Raw genomic sequence first — 15,435 nt, 5'->3', positions numbered from 1 at the left:
AGAAAGACAGGGCTGCTAGGCGGGCATCACCTTAAAATCGCCGGATACACGGACAGCTATCTATATCTCCCGTAATTATTGGTGATCTGTGTCCGGATGGTGGCCAGATCAAAGCCATGAAACTGTAAAAGCCATGGCACGTATTCCCATGGTCCAGTCCGGGCACCAAAGGCTGGCGATCACAGCTCCTTGCAGGTCTAAGCCGCCAGTCGCGATGCCTCCTCAACATGCCTCTTCAGAAACGTGGGAACAAACACGCCGTCAATTCTACCCAAGTTGATATTCCTGCTGTTGTTGACTTGGTCGTAAACAAAATCAATGTCGTCAAAGCTGTGAATAGGATGCGAGTTGATGTATAGTTGGTCACATTCCATTCCTCTCGACCTCCTTACGTAACGACACAGGTAAGGCTTGGCTTCAAGAATATCACACTTACGCGCAACCACTTGGCTGAACCTAGCCAAGATTTCAAGTAATTTCGTTTTTTCAGAATACGAATATTCGTGCATTCTAAAGCCAGTTTCGAAACTCTGCCTCCCTCTATAGAAGTCGTTTTGCTCGACAAGAGCCACTGCCCAATCGATATAGATATCCGCTTTTGCGGAACAGTAGCATCCTGAACGAGAAATAATTCTAGCTGCTCGCTCCAACTTCACGGAAGCCAAAGTAAAATTACCCTGATCAATAAGTACTTTCCCCAAATCATACCAAATCATGGCACATTCTTCCGAATCGTTTTCACCACAAGTGCTTTCAATCAATTCGAGAAGTTCGGTGAAGTACGCCCTGGCTTCATTCAGCTTTCCCATTTTATGATAGGTCTTTCCATGCAAATGTATTGCCTCATGAACATAATGATGCCCATTTCCAAAATTTCGAGAAGCGTACCTGGACACCTTTTTAGAGATGTACAGAGCATCTTCATATTTTCCGGTCTCTATTTTCTGCCGAACTTTATCAAGCACTTTAGAGCAGTCTATCTGATTTTGCTGCTTATCTGATGCAACGGTCTCTTTGTCGGACATTTCGCCAACCCTCATGAACGCGTTAAATGTGCTTTGAATCTGCCACTGTGGCGTTAAACCTTAGTCTAGATTACCGTACAACGTCACCTACGATGGCTTGGTTCGCCATCACGTTCACGTGCTTAACGATAACCTCCTGTTTCCCATGCTGTCCTTTCAGCCTCTGCAAGGACTTCAAGGTATCCGAAAACTGCTTCAGCAGCCTCTGTCCGGCCTTGTTGTACCTATCCGCACTTTCCTGAGACGAGACACTATTGGCGCTTCTGAACTGCTGCATTGCCTGTAAGTGAAGCACAAGCAGCTGAGCGACTACAATGCCCTCCAACGCCGATTCCGGAGCAACCTCCTTCACAAAAGCAAAATACTGGCTTTGTTTATCGTCTGCCGTCTGGTGAGAAGCCGCAGAGAAAACCGGCCACGCTGAATTCAAAATGAACATATCGACAAGGTTAGACTTTGCTCCAGCCAAGCTTGACCTTGTATTTCCAGCGAGGTTTGCCGATGGCGTTTGCTGCTGCGGCACTACACGCGGGATGTATTCCACAAGCTCACCGTCTTCGGGCTCTTCCACGCCTAAAGCCTTGGCCAGAGATTCCTCCGGTTCGGGCGATTCGGGGAAGGCCGGAGCAAATCGCGGCTGAGTAAAATAGTCGAACAGCGCACCGAGCGAAAGCGAACCATCGAACGCGGCTTCGGTACTCATGACGTGTGCGCCTGTCCGGAAAACTGCAATTCACCAGACTCAATTTTCTGCAGCAGCCGGTGACACTCCCGTATCAGGGAATCCATCTCCTCCCAGTCTTTTTTAGCCCCCTTGCTATAGAAGCCATGCTTCTTTGCGTTGGTATTGCCGGCGGGCGCACCCACCTTCCGCATCCCACGGTGCTCTCTCGTAGCGCCAACTTGGTTGTCCAACTCCTGAATTTCCATAGCTGTGTCCTTTGACTTGTGTGTGTTTCATTTCTTTCCCTAACCTATAGTAAATAATGCGCCCAAAAAACGTATTTGTTAACTAGATTCAAAAAATTATTTTTAGGATTCAATGATGCAGATATGCTGATGACTTCCGTAAGGCACCTTTGCAAAGGTTTGCACTGTATGTACGGCATGGCCCTATTTGGCCCTATGATACCCCTGCAACGCGTTTTTCTTGTTTGTATGCATTAATCCAGGTGACAAAGATACAGCTGCGCGTAATGGCTATATTACACGGTAGTAATGCAAAGAAGTATAAGACGAGGGTATATAGCTGTAGCAGAGAACTAACACTTCCTGAATAAGTCGTACATGACCGAAAAATAATTACCCCCCGTCATCATTGCTGTAACGGCACCGAGAGTCGAAGTAACACTCACTGTAACATAAGCGCACGCGAGTATCAGCATTTTCTACTTAGGTGTGCTCAAACCAGTGGTAGCGCAAACTATTTTTTCGTAAAATTAAACATAATATCAAATAGTTACTTCACATAAAAATACAAAATCAAAAAAACTTTCGCCAAGACAGTTAAATTCCGCATTCAACTTGAGCATTGTTTAATATGAACAATTTGCTGCGGGAAAAAACTGGCCATAGAAGCCCCCACTCCATCACTCACTCCGTAAGGCCGTCCCAATCCGCGAATTCTATTCAGCATCGCTGCCAACAAGTTTTGTGCGCAGGACGGTTCTGCATTCAAAATTCCTCTTCTTTCAGCTTTGCCGAGCAAGGGCAAAGCAGAGACGTATCACTATTGAATGGAGTACAGATTAAAATTCGCAAGGCTTTAAAGCCATGGTACTTTTTCGGACATGTGTAACTACGTCGGCTCAGTTTATCGTGTTAAGAAAATTCCTACCAACATTCAAAATAATTGAGGTTTAAAACATATGAACACTACGGCAAAGGCTACAATCATAACGGCTATAATCCCCACTCGTCTTTCCAAGATGTTTTATATTGATGATGAGAATATGCTGGCCAAAGATTCTGGCGGTGTGTTGTGCAAGGGCCACTTTGAAGTCAAAGAGGTGTCTACCCCGGAAGCTTTGGCTCAATTGCTTTCTGGTCTTGAACCAAGTCAGGCTGTGACATGGGGATTACCAGTTGGTGACGACACGCAGGGTACGATCGCCAGCAGCGGAAATGGGGACAGTTAAATTATTGACAACTTCCTCAAACTTCGGCAATCATCCTTCCCATCACCCTCAGCTCAACCTCTTCGCCCTTCACCACGGAGGTAAATCATGGCCCGAACATCCCGCATGCTCCGACCCGACAAGCCAACCGTTTACCATGTAATCTCCCGTTCGACACTGCCCGGCTTTCCTCTGTCCGACGCGGACAAGGACCACCTTGTACACTTGCTGCAAAAATACGCGGCCATGTTCTTCGTGGACATCCTCGGCTACTGTATGATGGGCAACCACATTCACTTGGCCTTGCGGGTGCATCCGGAAACCGGCGTTGATGATCACGATGTGCGAGAACGCTATCATGCTGAACGCGGCGAAGCGGCTCATCTTTCCGAAGCCGACCTACCGGCTTATCGCAAGCGGCTGTGCTCGCTTTCTGAATTCATGCGTATGTTCAAGCAAAGCTTTGGCCGATACTACAACAAGAAGCACAGGAGAAAAGGCTATTTCTGGGGAGACCGCTACAAGAGCGTAATCGTGCAGCAGGGTGAGACGCTGGTAAACCTGTTGGCCTACATCGACCTGAATCCGGTTCGAGCCGGCATCGTGGACAAGCCCGAGAACTACCGATGGTCCGGCCTTGGGTATCTGGTGCAGACCGGCAACAGGCATGGGCTGCTTGATCTGGACCTGGGCCTGAAGGAGTGGAACGAACTTGATCCGAAAGAGATCATCCGGAAGTACCGGGAGTTCGTCTATGAAACTGGAGCCATGGACACCGGCAAAGGCAAGCAGATGAAGAAGGAAGTGGTCGAAAAGGAGCGTAAGAAAGGCTATCGCCTCAGCCGTGTGGACGTTTTCCGCCACCGCTGCCGGTATTTTACTGATTCAGGGATTATCGGCTCTAAGGAGTTCGTGGCCGAGGTGTTCGACGGCGTGAAGCACTTGCTGGATTCAAAGGATGAGCGGAGGTTTACGCCGGTTGGGGGAGTGGAGGGTGTGTATTCGATGAAACGCCTATCGGCTGTTATTGGTTAATTGTTATTTGTTATCAGGTTGTTATGGCCTCTCGCTCGCTCGAAGACTCGCTAGAGTCCGTTGTGCGTATTCCGGTGAGTGGCGATCTTGCATCGGCTCTTTTGATCCACTACGTTGCCTCCCATGAGCGAGATAAACAAAAAGCACGACACCTTCTTCCGGGAAACCATGAGCCACAAGGAGGTCGCTGCCGACTTCCTGGCCAACTACCTTCCGGCCAAGGTATTGAAGCATGTCCTGTCCGCCTAGTTACGTGAACGTGTTTCCGGTCCTTCTTGCTTTGGTGTAGCTAATTGACTACACTTTCGTCATGTATTTGATCAAATGCACCGATGCCTTTTCTGCTTGGCTCGAAGGTTTGAAAGATCGTACAACCCGGCAACGCCTCAGTGCTCGCTTGCGCAAGGTATCCTTGGGCAACCTTGGAGATGTCAAGCAACTGAGTGAAGGTGTTTTTGAGTTGCGGGAACATTTCGGCCCTGGATGGCGAATGTACGCTGTGCAGCGTGGCCAGATGATAATTGTGATGCTCGGCGGCGGCGACAAATCAACTCAAGCAGCCGACATTGCCAAGGCGATAAAACTCGCCGCGAGACTGGAGGATTGAGCCATGACCGAACGAATTAAGGTGTCGGAACTGCCGGATTTCGACCCAGCCGAGTATTTGCGGGACGAAGAGGACATTGCGGCGTACTTGACGGCTATACTTGAAGAGAACGACCCAGGTTTGTTGGCCGCTGCCTTGGGAGACGTAGCCCGTGCTCGTGGAATGACCGAGATCGCCAAGACAGCAGGATTATCTCGGGAGGCGCTATATAAGTCGCTGCGGCCCAATGCCCATCCGCGCTTCGAGACTGTGGCCAAGGTCTGCTCGGCCCTTGGGGTGAAGCTGGTGGCGCAACCGATGCATACGTGAAGACTTGAAAAGTTGAATTAGTGAATAGGGGAGCCATTGAGCTTCCCTTTCTTTTTGGTGAGAACCTGAAAAAGGCAATCACCATCACCTTTCATTTTGCCTTTCTCACTGGCCACTGAAAAATCTGACCAGAAATCAGCCTTCACTAATTCCCTATCCGCTCAGAACCTTGTCCCATGTTTGCTCTGCCAAACCATATCTGCATCGCCTACGCGTGATGAATTGTATTTGTCTGAAATCGCACGTTCAGGACTTTTCGGGTGGCGGCAAAAACTGCAGAAAGGCTTTCCATCGTAGGATTGCCACGCGCCGATAGCATTCGATGAACGCTTTTGCTAGGGCGCTTTGTTTCTGCCGCGATTTGCTCGAACCCCACAGTTGCGCTGACCACCTCCCGCAACAGCAGTCTGGCAGCTTCGGCTTCACCATTGAGGAACATGTCGGCGGCTTCTCGCAACAAGGCTTCGGCAAAGGCACGATCTTTCTTGATCCGCGCCTGGACGGTTTCAGCTGAATCAACGGTTATCTGGATCATGGTGTTCTCTTTTGTTGCTGTTTGAATTCGGCTTTGCGCCTCGCGTATTCATCTCTCAGTCTTTTGGCCTTTTGGATATCCGCGTTTTGCCCTGACTTCACACCACCGCATAACAGAACAATCAATGTATTTCTCTCCTGCACAAGATAGATACGAATTCCCGGTCCCCAGTCAATTTTGAACTCCTTGAGGGAGCCATCAACTGTTTTCAGGTTCGACAGATTTCCAGCCATCATCCGGGAGCGAGCAGCTGTGACTTTTGCCGCATATTCGACCGCCAAGTCATCGAACCATTCCCTGAAGTGATTTCGGCCAGTCTCGTCTACGTATTCCCGCACTACTATTGCCATGCCAAACAAGTAACATATATGGTACCATCAGGCAAGCCCTAGTCCGCTTCAAGCCACGACTTCCTGATGCTTATTACTATCCATAAATACTGCTTTTCCTCGTAAAAACGTTCCTCAGATTTGCCATTTACAGCCTTCAGGCCTCTCTCGGCACAGATCGGTATGCCAGATGGTATAGGTTGCTGTAAAATCGATCCTCGAGCCCTCTGCCTGCATGTGACTGATTGCGGCCACTTTCGATCACCAATCTGCCTCACTTCTCTTCTCTTTTTCAAAAATACCTGCCTGAAGTTGTTATAAGCTCCAAAGGGACCTCTCTAGCATCCCAAGGAAACCATCACCAAGCCGCTCTGGAAGCATCCAGGGTGGCTTTAACTTTTTCAGGAGGTTATTTTATGCCCAAGGTACACTTGCGTCCGGCGTTTGTTGCTGATCCGCCGTTGCCGGAAAATAAAGCCAAGATCGATTACTTTGACACTCAACTTCAGGGCTTTCTGCTGGAAGTGCGTAGTACAGGCACGTCCACATTCTATCTGAGGTACAGAGACAATTCCGGGAATCTGAAACAGATCAAGATTGGCACACCGCAAACCATCGGTGTTGAAGATGCTCGCAATATCGCAAAAACAATGAAAAGCTAGTCAGTGATCGGCTTTGATCCCCACCAGGCCCAGACAAAGCTGAAGGCGATCCCGACATTTCGTGACTTCGTGAAGAATAATTACATCCCATACATCAAAACCTACAAGCGGACCTGGGAGTACGATCAGACTGCCATTGAGCAACGCATGATGAAGCTGTGGGGCCAGAAGAAGCTCAGCGACATCAGCAAACATGACCTGGTGGACCTACAGAACAAGCTTTCCGCTGGAGGTCTGAAACCGGGTTCGGTAAATCGCAACATGGCCATAGTGAAATACATTTTCAGCCTGGCCGAACGCTGGGAGATTATCGACAAGTCACCGGCCCGGCACATCCCAAAGTTGGCGGACAACAATCAAAAGGAGCGGTTTCTTACCGTCGAGGAGATGCAGCGCCTGCTGACCGCGCTCAAGGAATGTAGCAGTGACGTTGTGCCGGACATTGTTGAGTTACTCATGGTTACTGGGGCCAGAAAATCCGAAGTTGTCGAACTGGAATGGAAGGAGCTGAACCTGGAAAAAGCCACATGGACGCTTCCCGCATCACGCAACAAAGCCAAAAGACCCAAAACCATTCCCTTGTCAGACAGAGCGGTGGAAGTGCTGACACGGAGGCAAAACAACGGCTCCAAGTATGTTTTCCCGAACCCCAAAACGGGCAAGCCCTTGCTGTACTTCTTCTCCACCTGGAATCGGATCAGAAAGGCAGCTGGAATCCCAGACGTTCGCCTGCACGATCTCCGGCACAGCTACGCATCTTTTCTGGTGAACAGTGGCAGATCCCTCTACGAAGTGCAGAAGCTACTGGGGCATTCGCAGATATCAACTACGCAAAGATATGCACATCTGACACACGGCACCTTGTCTGAAGCAACGAAGATTATGGACACGCTGGTGGGTATATGATGGGTGAAAATTTGGGGTGAACTATACGAGATAATTCACTTTCGTTTGTTAATACCCACCCTGCGCTGGTGGGTATATAGTGGGTGGAGATCGTGCCACTGAAGAGGCAGAATAAATATTATTAAATTCCGATAGGTTATGATTTTGCAGTGAAAGTATGTGCCCATATTTGGTGGGTCGAGCAGTGGGTGATGAAGGTGGATATCTACGATACCAGCCGACATCACCCTTATTTGTTAACAAATTGATGGCGGGCCGGTTGTAAATGGGTCCGTTAACAAGGAGGTTGATGATATGAACGAGAAGCAGTTGTATACGCTCACTGATATTGCCCAGAAATTGGGCGTCAATTACAAGACGCTCTACAACTATAAAGACGTTTTCAAGGAATTCTTGGTCGTTCAAGACCAAGGCAGACAGACACGATATTTGCCAATCAACATTGAAATATTTAACAAAATTCTTGAGTTGAAATCCGATGGCGTCGCCAATGAAGATGTCTATAGCCTCCTAGACAATTGGCGCAGGCAGCATCCGGAGCATTACACAAGAGATGTTCCTTCTTTCTCTCCTTCCGTCTTTCCTTCTGTCGGTCCTTCTTTCTCTCGTTCTTTCGGTTCTTCTTTCTTACCTTCCTTCGATCTTTCTATCTTTCCTTCTGTCCTTCTTGATGTACTTCCTTCTGGCTTTCCTTCTTTCTCTCCTTCTTTCCTTCTTTCAGGCACAGACACTCCGACCGTAGGAACGGAAAAGATAGATAATACGGCCAGACCTAGTCACCCTGCGGTAGCCGAGAAGACGAAAGACTTACATGAATTAGAGGGTCAAGCCTTGAAAAATCTTGAGAACAGACTGCGCGACGAGGTAGACCAATCCCTCTCACACCTCGAATCCCGACTCCTCTCCCAAATTTCCGGGATCATCCCGCAGATCAACTCCGCGCTGACGCAGTACTATAAGGTTGCCGTCGAGCTACAGGCCCGAACTGCGAAGCTGGAATCCGATCTCGGTATCGAGGCCCCGGCTGCGGGAACGGAGCTGGACCTCGAAAAGATCCAGGTGAAACTGGAGCATGTCAATTTTGACGACGCCGGTGATGCTGGTGATGCCGTTCCAAAACGCAAAAGGATCAGAACCTTCAAAGACCCAAAGGAATATTCCGATAGCCCTGACCTGGACCTTGTGAAAAAATCAATCCACGAGGGCAAGCCCGAAAAGGAAGCCATAACGCTCTGGATACAGACCATGCAGGCCAAGCACCCCGAACTGACCTTTGCCGACATGGTCAGGATTCTCGACAGTGCGGGGGTGCCGACATTGACTGCCAGGAAAGGTTGGAATCGAGGAACCTTGCGCAGCTTTATTCAGGACAGCGGCTCACCTTGAGGTTAGAATTTGGACACCGGAAGTCGCCCTGGAAATGGAAAGTCAACCAAGGGCTGCTGAGCTCGGCCTGTGGACTTCCAGTCCAGGTCAAAATGAGACCGGCCTAGTCCCGTGCCAGTTTGGGATTTGTGTGGAACGCAATGCGAGAGGTTCAGACAGGATCGAGAAGGCTGTTCGGTAATAGGTGCCGGGGTGGCTCAGCTGCCCCGGTTTTTTCTTTTTTAGGTTGACGCGAGGGCACAGCTTGAAGGTCCAGCGAACCGACGTGGCCAGACCCTCCGAAACCACTTAAATGCTTAACATGATCCATATCCATCGGAATCATTGGCTTTGTTGCCAGAGATCATGTTAAGGAGCAGCGAAACGCGGCCCGAAATCTATAGAATTGGGGACAGTTAAATTATTGACAACTTTCTCATGCTCCGACAATCATCCTTCCTGTCATCCTCAGCTCAACCTCTTCGCCCTTCACCACGGAGGTAAACCATGGCCCGAACATCCCGCATGCTCCGACCCGACAAGCCCACCGTTTACCATGTAATCTCCCGCTCCACACTGCCCGGCTTCCCTCTGTCCGATGCGGACAAGGACCATCTTGTTCACCTGCTGCAAAAATATGCGGCCATGTTCTTCGTGGACATTCTCGGCTATTGCATGATGGGCAACCACATCCATCTGGCATTGCGGGTGCATCCGGAAACCGGCGTGGATGATCACGATGTGCGAGAACGCTATCATGCTGAACGCGGCGAAGCGGCGCATCTTTCGGAAGCCGATTTGCCTGCGTACCACTACTAATTGGGGACAGTTAAATTATTGACAACTTTCTCAAGCTCCGGCAATCATCCTTCTCATCACCCTCAGCTCAACTTCTTCGCCCTTCACCACGGAGGTAAACCATGGCTCGAACATCCCGCATGCTCCGACCCGATAAGCCCACCGTTTACCATGTAATCTCCCGTTCCACCTTGCCCGGCTTCCCTTTGTCCGATGCGGACAAGGACTACCTTGTTCACTTGCTGCAAAAATACGCGGTCATGTTCTTCGTGGACATTCTCGGCTATTGCATGATGGGCAACCACATTCACTTGGCCTTGCGTGTACATCCGGAAACCGGCGTTGATGATCACGATGTGCGGGAGCGTTATCATGCCGAGCGCGGCGAAGCGGCGCATCTTTCGGAAGCCGATTTGCCTGCGTACCGCAAGCGTTTGTGTTCGCTGTCGGAATTCATGCGGATGTTCAAGCAGAGCTTTGGCAGGTACTACAACAAGAAGCACCGGAGAAAGGGCTATTTCTGGGGAGACCGCTATAAGAGCGTAATCGTGCAGCAGGGTGAAACGCTGGTGAATCTCTTAGCTTACATCGATCTGAATCCAGTTCGGGCCGGCATCGTGGACAAGCCCGAGAACTACCGCTGGTCCGGCCTGGGCTATCTGGTACAGACCGGAAACCGACACGGCTTCTTGGATCTGGACCTTGGCCTGAAGGAGTGGAACGAACTTGATCCGAAAGAGATCATCCGCAAGTACCGACAATTCGTGTATGAAACCGGCGCAATGGACACCGGGAAGGGCAAACAGATGAAGAAGGAAGTGGTCGAAAAGGAGCGCAAGAAGAACTACCGCCTGAGCCGAGTAGATGTTTTCCGCCACCGCTGCCGGTATTTTACTGATTCAGGGATCATCGGCTCAAAAGAATTCGTATCCGAGGTGTTCAACGGCGTGAAGCACCTGCTGGATTCCAAGGATGAGCGGAGGTTTACGCCGGTTGGGGGAGTGGAGGGGGTGTATTCGATGAAAAGGCTTGCGGGTGCGGTTGGCGGATAGCTTGCCGATCTTGCCTTGGCTCCGATACTTCCTTACGATCTAATCTTATGTCCAAACGTAAAACACAAGATTTCCTGAAAGAGGTTAGTGAAACATGCTGGTATACTTGGACATGTGTTGTTTTAACCGGCCTTACGATGCACAGACGCAGCTTCGGATACGCCTAGAAACAGAAGCCAAGTTGCGTATCCAGGAGTTGATCAGAAATATGGAGATTTCTCTGGTTTGGTCGTACATTTTGGATTATGAAGCATCTTTCAACCCTTTTGAAGAACGTAGGCAAGTAATTGAATCATGGAGATATTTCTCGAAAGTTCGTATTATGGAAGATGATTCAGTTATTGCCCTTGCCGAACCTTACATTCAACGCGGAGTCAAATCATTCGACGCTCTCCATGTTGCTTGTGCCAAGTTCGCAAATGCAACACAATTTATCACAACTGACGACAGACTTTTGAGCAAGATCAGAGATGATAAAACAATAAGGGCAGTTAATCCTCTGGATGCACTGGCTTACTTGGAGAAATGGTATGAGGACTGAAACCGAAATTCGCATAGCCGGATTACAGACCCTCGTGGCAAACTTGGGTCTCGTTGAGGCTGAACGATTTATCGCATTACTTTCCCGCGAGCCATTCGATTACACAGAATGGCGCAAAACAGGGCTGCCTGATATGGACCTGCGAGAGTTAAGCAAAGCCGCTAATCAATACGCTCGCCTCCATGGAAATATAAAAACATAATTTTTGATCACACTACAACAGTAATTGAAAAGACGCAGGCACGGTTCGCGTCACTGACATAGCTGATCACATCATGAATGCAAAATGCGATCAGTCTCGCAACTGATTGAAACCTGTCACAGGCGTCCATGCCTATGCTCATCAACCGAATACTTGTTCCAGAAAATCTGCAAAACGTATATTTACGTTCTAATCCTCCCGGCAATAATATTTCCGGCTGACCTGGTATCTCAAAGAATCCAACAACTGCGGCACTATCCAAAGATGGTGGCACATGCTGAAAGGCGCTAAGCCCTGGATGATTGCGTATTTTGCAGTCAAGATAGGGTTTCCTTATGAAGATATCATTCGCAGAAAGTACAGCCTTCCTCTTTTGAATCTCAAAAATAAAGGTTGATTTCCCAAAAGTATTTGACTGACTATTGGTTCTATTGAAATACGACAAAGACCGACCGAAATACGGAAACTCAGTGAAGGGGAAGCCATCGAGCTTCCCTTTCTTTTTGGTGAGAACCTGAGAAGGGGAGTCATCCTATCCCGGCATCCTTCAGCTCCGGCTTCAAAATCTCATCTCTTAGCTTTATTTTCTATCTCCGAAGATGGTGACTGAGAAATTTCTTGGCTCTGGTCCTCTGTAAAGAAATACCGAACATAACTGAACATGATAAACCAAAAACTGGACCTGTTGCTGAACAAAAAAAGAAAAGCTCGCCAACCATATTGACGAGCTTTTCAACCAAAGTGTGGTGGTGCAACGTTTATCCAGTTTTTGGAATTTTATTCATTTTGTTGCAACGCTATAGCATTAATAACAAATATAAGGCTGCATAAAATCCATAAACCTCTCAAGTTCTTCATATTCAAAAGGACCTTTATCAGCAATACTTTGAAGCCTTGTAATTTGATCATCTGTTAAATGAATTACATCATTTCCACTTTCTATATGGTAGATAAAATTATTAATCACATCCTCAACAACAAATCTGTCACCAGGGTATTCGTGACTTCCATTCACAACATACATGGCTTTACTATAGCTCAATAATAATTTTAAACTATTTTCAATATCACAATTGAAACCACTGATAAAAGTTTTGATCTTGTAGTTACGATTAGAAACGACTTCAGCAATTTCAATCAAATCTTCTATTGTTGGGTAGTTCTGGTAAATATCTGAAGTATAAAATTTGACATAACCAGCAAAAATTTGAACATCAACTTCATTATCACCATTATAGTAATCTATCGCTGCTTTAAGCTGATTCTTAACAGTTTCGTTAAGAGTATCGTAAGCTTGTACGCATTTAGTATTCAAGATAAAATCAAAATCGTCATAAGCTTTTTCGTTTTCATAAGTACATTCTCCAAAAAGTTCTGTTAAAATATCAAATTTTAAACTTTCGAACACATCTTTTTGTTTTTCATCCGAAAATAATTTTCTAAAATCGACCAAAGAGAAGGAATCATCGGATTCAAAATAATTCATAAAATACTTATCAACCTCAACATTGCCAATAAAACTTGTGATCGTTGTCATCAATCTTTTCCTCCATGTTAATTGTTTAAACAACAGGTTAAGTATAGGCTAAAATTTTAGACTCACTAAATATTCAAAAAAAAAATCACTTATAGAGTAAAATCATACAGCCATTGTCTCTCATATAAAAATAATCATCAAAAAAACATAAATATCCTTCCTGAAATGTGTTGCTTATTTTATTAACCATATTTTCCCAATGTTACAGTTGATTTTTGTTCGCCTAAGATGTCCATTACCTGCTCTCCTGGTTGAATTGTTAGAAACTTTTATTGTCTACATGCCGATATCCTTATCCAGAATTTGATAATTCTGCGATAATTATTGTGACTGAGAAGACATCTTGTGTTCACATTTCAAAAAAAATTAAAAAAAATTGATTCGCCAGAATTTTATCTTATCATATGTGTATACCTTTGTCAAGCTAATTTTGGGAATTTATTTTCTTAGTAAAAAATTGTTTGGAACTGCTTTGAGCAACGCTCTCCGTGATACGCATAAGATATGCAATTTCGCTACTCACTGGATTGAAAAGCGACAATATACACGCCTTGTAAACCCCTTCGGCTTGATTGCAATATGTTCTTCGACGCATTCCATATTCGATTGTAGCTCTCACGCGAGAAGTTTTCCGAAAGCGTAATTCTCGTTTTGAAATGAAATCCTGCAAACTGGCCAGAAGGGTAGTTAGTGGCGTGGGAGGTATGTAGCACATATTGTATTTGCACATAGAGCGACAACGCATCCTGCTTCCTAAATATTTGCCCACTGTAATGTCCAATAAAACGCCACACTATTTCCAGTGACCAATTCACATAATTTTTTAAAAATAATGACACTTAGGCCAGCATATCGCGCTCATTATCCCTGTTCGGTCACAGATTTTTCCTGTAATGTCCAATAAAACGCCGCACCCTTTCCGGCGACCAGGCCACATAACTTTTTAAAAATCATGTAATCTAAAGCCAGAATTTTGCGTTCACTTTCCCTGCTCGGTCACAGATTTTTTCCGATCCGGGATGCGCTCAGCTCAAAACCCAGCTCTCAAGCTATCCAACCCAGCCATTGGACACAACAAACCCTCGGCTGCCGTGCGCCGATCCGAAGTCTTCAAACAATTTCAGGCGTTGCCCTACGCCCAAGCGTAGCTATGGTGCAGGCCGTTCAGCCAGGAATACGACACCAGCTTGCGGCCAGCAAAGCCTTGCGGCAGAAAGCGACTCGGGCATTTCTCCTGGGCACGTGACTTTACCGGAGGGAAGCCACTCTTGGCCATATGGGGCCGAGCCGTATTGTAGTACACCTTGAAATCGTTCAGAAGCCGGTTGAGATGCGTCTCGCCCAGCGGGATAATGTAATCCAGCAAATCTTCTTGCAGCGTTCGGTTGAAACGCTCCACGATCCCGTTCTGCCACGGACATTTGTAGTCGATGCGCAGAACCTTGACGCCCATGTTTGGAAGGGTTTGGTTGACCACAGGCACGAAGATGCTGTCCCGGTCCACAACCATGAACTTCGGAGCCTTGTCGAACGGAAAGGCTTCCCGTAGCTGCTGAGCAACCCATTCCGCCGTTGGATGGTAGGTTGCAGCCATCCAGATCAACTCGCGTGTGCCATGGTTGATGATGTTCAAAATATACATCGGCTTACAGCAGATATTGAATACCTGCTTGAAATCCATGCCGCACGTGAAATGACAATGCAGGAAGGTTTCCCAGCCTGGGTCTTGCTGGCATTTGGGCGGCTTCCCCAGCGGATTCGGCTTATAGCCTGCTTTTTTCAGGATTTTCCTGACAGTATTTGGGTGAACTGATACTTTCAACTGGCTTTTGATTATATTTGCGATTCTGCGTGGAGAATAGCCAGGATCTTCCTTCTTGAGGCAAAGCACCAGGTTCTTGATATCTTCCGGCACTTCTGGCCTGCCACGCTTGGCGATTGGCTTTGCCGACTTTCGTGCCCAGATCAAAGCTTGGCGTTTCTTCCACCAACTGACCAAGGTCTTGGGCCTGACCTGGATGAACTGCGTCAAACGAGATGATATTCTGTGCAGGAAGGCAAGGATCAGCTTCTGAAAACCAGAGAACGCGGGACGTATTTTCGACAGCTTCACGCTCCACGGTGGCTTGGTTTTCTTGGGGTTCTGGTTCGAAAATAGACGGTTCGTGAAGCCTGCCAGAGCAATCCGCAAGGCATACTTCTCGTATTTCAACCGAACACGCGCAGCCACGTCCATCCGATACCGCCGAGAATGGCACAAGCCAGCAAAATAGCCGCACAGAAATACCACTACCCAGACAATAGACTCCACAGATGCTCCGGAAGGTCAGGTTGATCTTGAAACGCGGTCTTGCGTTGCCCAAAATGCTGGCCTAGTATCGGTATTTATGAGCGAGATCAACAAAAAGCATGACT

The 15,435-nt window shown here is 47.4% G+C and carries 19 protein-coding genes; 12 read left to right on the top strand and 7 right to left on the bottom strand.

From position 1 onward, the window contains the following. Window positions 1-197: 197 nt before the first annotated feature. The 3 genes from ACYQ15_RS12510 to ACYQ15_RS12500 all read right to left on the bottom strand — a co-directional run bounded on the left by ACYQ15_RS12510 (window position 198) and on the right by ACYQ15_RS12500 (window position 1,955). A complete protein-coding gene (locus ACYQ15_RS12510; RefSeq protein WP_459937844.1) occupies window positions 198-1,025 on the bottom strand; it encodes a tetratricopeptide repeat protein in 828 nt (275 codons plus the stop codon). A 70-nt stretch (window positions 1,026-1,095) separates the two neighbouring features. Further along, complete coding sequence (locus ACYQ15_RS12505) at window positions 1,096-1,728, bottom strand: hypothetical protein (RefSeq protein WP_459937843.1); 633 nt, start codon at window positions 1,726-1,728, stop codon at window positions 1,096-1,098. Next, on the bottom strand, window positions 1,725-1,955 hold the full coding sequence (locus ACYQ15_RS12500) for a hypothetical protein (protein WP_459937842.1): 231 nt from the start codon (window positions 1,953-1,955) through the stop codon (window positions 1,725-1,727). Before ACYQ15_RS12500 ends, ACYQ15_RS12505 begins: the two co-directional genes overlap by 4 nt. A gap of 938 nt (window positions 1,956-2,893) precedes the next feature. On the opposite strand from ACYQ15_RS12500, the gene ACYQ15_RS12495 reads away from it, so the two are divergent. From ACYQ15_RS12495 to ACYQ15_RS12475, 5 genes are all read left to right on the top strand, one after another. Further along, complete coding sequence (locus ACYQ15_RS12495) at window positions 2,894-3,163, top strand: hypothetical protein (RefSeq protein ID WP_459937841.1); 270 nt, start codon at window positions 2,894-2,896, stop codon at window positions 3,161-3,163. 87 nt (window positions 3,164-3,250) lie between these two features. Continuing rightward, window positions 3,251-4,177 carry a transposase gene (locus ACYQ15_RS12490; RefSeq protein ID WP_459937840.1) on the top strand — a complete coding sequence of 309 codons (927 nt, stop codon included), beginning with the start codon at window positions 3,251-3,253 and terminating at the stop codon, window positions 4,175-4,177. 123 nt (window positions 4,178-4,300) lie between these two features. Next, window positions 4,301-4,426, top strand: coding sequence for an Rpn family recombination-promoting nuclease/putative transposase (locus tag ACYQ15_RS12485; RefSeq protein WP_459937839.1), 126 nt, complete (start codon window positions 4,301-4,303; stop codon window positions 4,424-4,426). A gap of 61 nt (window positions 4,427-4,487) precedes the next feature. Then, window positions 4,488-4,784, top strand: a complete 297-nt coding sequence (locus ACYQ15_RS12480) for a type II toxin-antitoxin system RelE/ParE family toxin (RefSeq protein WP_459937838.1) — start codon at window positions 4,488-4,490, stop codon at window positions 4,782-4,784. Between the two features lie 3 nt (window positions 4,785-4,787). After that, window positions 4,788-5,093: an addiction module antidote protein gene (locus ACYQ15_RS12475; RefSeq protein WP_459937837.1), complete on the top strand. Its 306-nt coding sequence runs from the start codon at window positions 4,788-4,790 to the stop codon at window positions 5,091-5,093. Window positions 5,094-5,301: 208 nt separating this feature from the next. On the opposite strand, the gene ACYQ15_RS12470 is transcribed toward ACYQ15_RS12475, so the two are convergent. Both ACYQ15_RS12470 and ACYQ15_RS12465 read right to left on the bottom strand, forming a co-directional pair. After that, entirely contained in the window at window positions 5,302-5,628 is a 327-nt protein-coding gene (locus tag ACYQ15_RS12470) for a helix-turn-helix domain-containing transcriptional regulator (RefSeq protein WP_459937836.1), read from the bottom strand. Continuing rightward, window positions 5,625-5,966 (bottom strand): type II toxin-antitoxin system RelE/ParE family toxin, encoded by a 342-nt coding sequence (locus ACYQ15_RS12465; protein ID WP_459937835.1) that lies wholly within the window; start codon window positions 5,964-5,966, stop codon window positions 5,625-5,627. The genes ACYQ15_RS12470 and ACYQ15_RS12465 overlap by 4 nt, the downstream gene beginning before the upstream one ends. Before the next feature lie 407 nt (window positions 5,967-6,373). Here ACYQ15_RS12465 and ACYQ15_RS12460 point away from each other — a divergent pair, with 407 nt between their 5' ends. The 7 genes from ACYQ15_RS12460 to ACYQ15_RS12430 all read left to right on the top strand — a co-directional run bounded on the left by ACYQ15_RS12460 (window position 6,374) and on the right by ACYQ15_RS12430 (window position 11,483). Further along, the gene (locus ACYQ15_RS12460; protein ID WP_459937834.1) at window positions 6,374-6,619 is read left to right on the top strand and encodes an Arm DNA-binding domain-containing protein; all 246 of its coding nucleotides are present in this window, start codon (window positions 6,374-6,376) and stop codon (window positions 6,617-6,619) included. Between the two features lie 3 nt (window positions 6,620-6,622). Next, on the top strand, window positions 6,623-7,525 hold the full coding sequence (locus ACYQ15_RS12455) for a tyrosine-type recombinase/integrase (protein WP_459937823.1): 903 nt from the start codon (window positions 6,623-6,625) through the stop codon (window positions 7,523-7,525). Window positions 7,526-7,819: 294 nt separating this feature from the next. Next, window positions 7,820-8,911, top strand: a complete 1,092-nt coding sequence (locus tag ACYQ15_RS12450; protein ID WP_459937833.1) for a MerR family transcriptional regulator — start codon at window positions 7,820-7,822, stop codon at window positions 8,909-8,911. Between the two features lie 486 nt (window positions 8,912-9,397). Next, window positions 9,398-9,709, top strand: a complete 312-nt coding sequence (locus ACYQ15_RS12445) for a transposase (RefSeq protein ID WP_459937832.1) — start codon at window positions 9,398-9,400, stop codon at window positions 9,707-9,709. A 101-nt stretch (window positions 9,710-9,810) separates the two neighbouring features. Then, a complete protein-coding gene (locus ACYQ15_RS12440) occupies window positions 9,811-10,740 on the top strand; it encodes a transposase (protein ID WP_459937831.1) in 930 nt (309 codons plus the stop codon). A gap of 208 nt (window positions 10,741-10,948) precedes the next feature. Continuing rightward, a complete protein-coding gene (locus ACYQ15_RS12435; RefSeq protein ID WP_459937830.1) occupies window positions 10,949-11,281 on the top strand; it encodes a PIN domain-containing protein in 333 nt (110 codons plus the stop codon). Then, a complete protein-coding gene (locus tag ACYQ15_RS12430; protein WP_459937829.1) occupies window positions 11,271-11,483 on the top strand; it encodes a hypothetical protein in 213 nt (70 codons plus the stop codon). Before ACYQ15_RS12435 ends, ACYQ15_RS12430 begins: the two co-directional genes overlap by 11 nt. 805 nt (window positions 11,484-12,288) lie before the next feature. On the opposite strand, the gene ACYQ15_RS12425 is transcribed toward ACYQ15_RS12430, so the two are convergent. Both ACYQ15_RS12425 and ACYQ15_RS12420 read right to left on the bottom strand, forming a co-directional pair. Continuing rightward, complete coding sequence (locus ACYQ15_RS12425; protein WP_459937828.1) at window positions 12,289-13,020, bottom strand: hypothetical protein; 732 nt, start codon at window positions 13,018-13,020, stop codon at window positions 12,289-12,291. 1,132 nt (window positions 13,021-14,152) lie between these two features. After that, window positions 14,153-15,256 carry an integrase core domain-containing protein gene (locus ACYQ15_RS12420; protein WP_459937827.1) on the bottom strand — a complete coding sequence of 368 codons (1,104 nt, stop codon included), beginning with the start codon at window positions 15,254-15,256 and terminating at the stop codon, window positions 14,153-14,155. Window positions 15,257-15,435 lie beyond the last annotated feature (179 nt).

This window comes from Desulfonatronum parangueonense, assembly GCF_054656975.1.
This window is presented reverse-complemented; position numbering and strand designations above follow the sequence as displayed.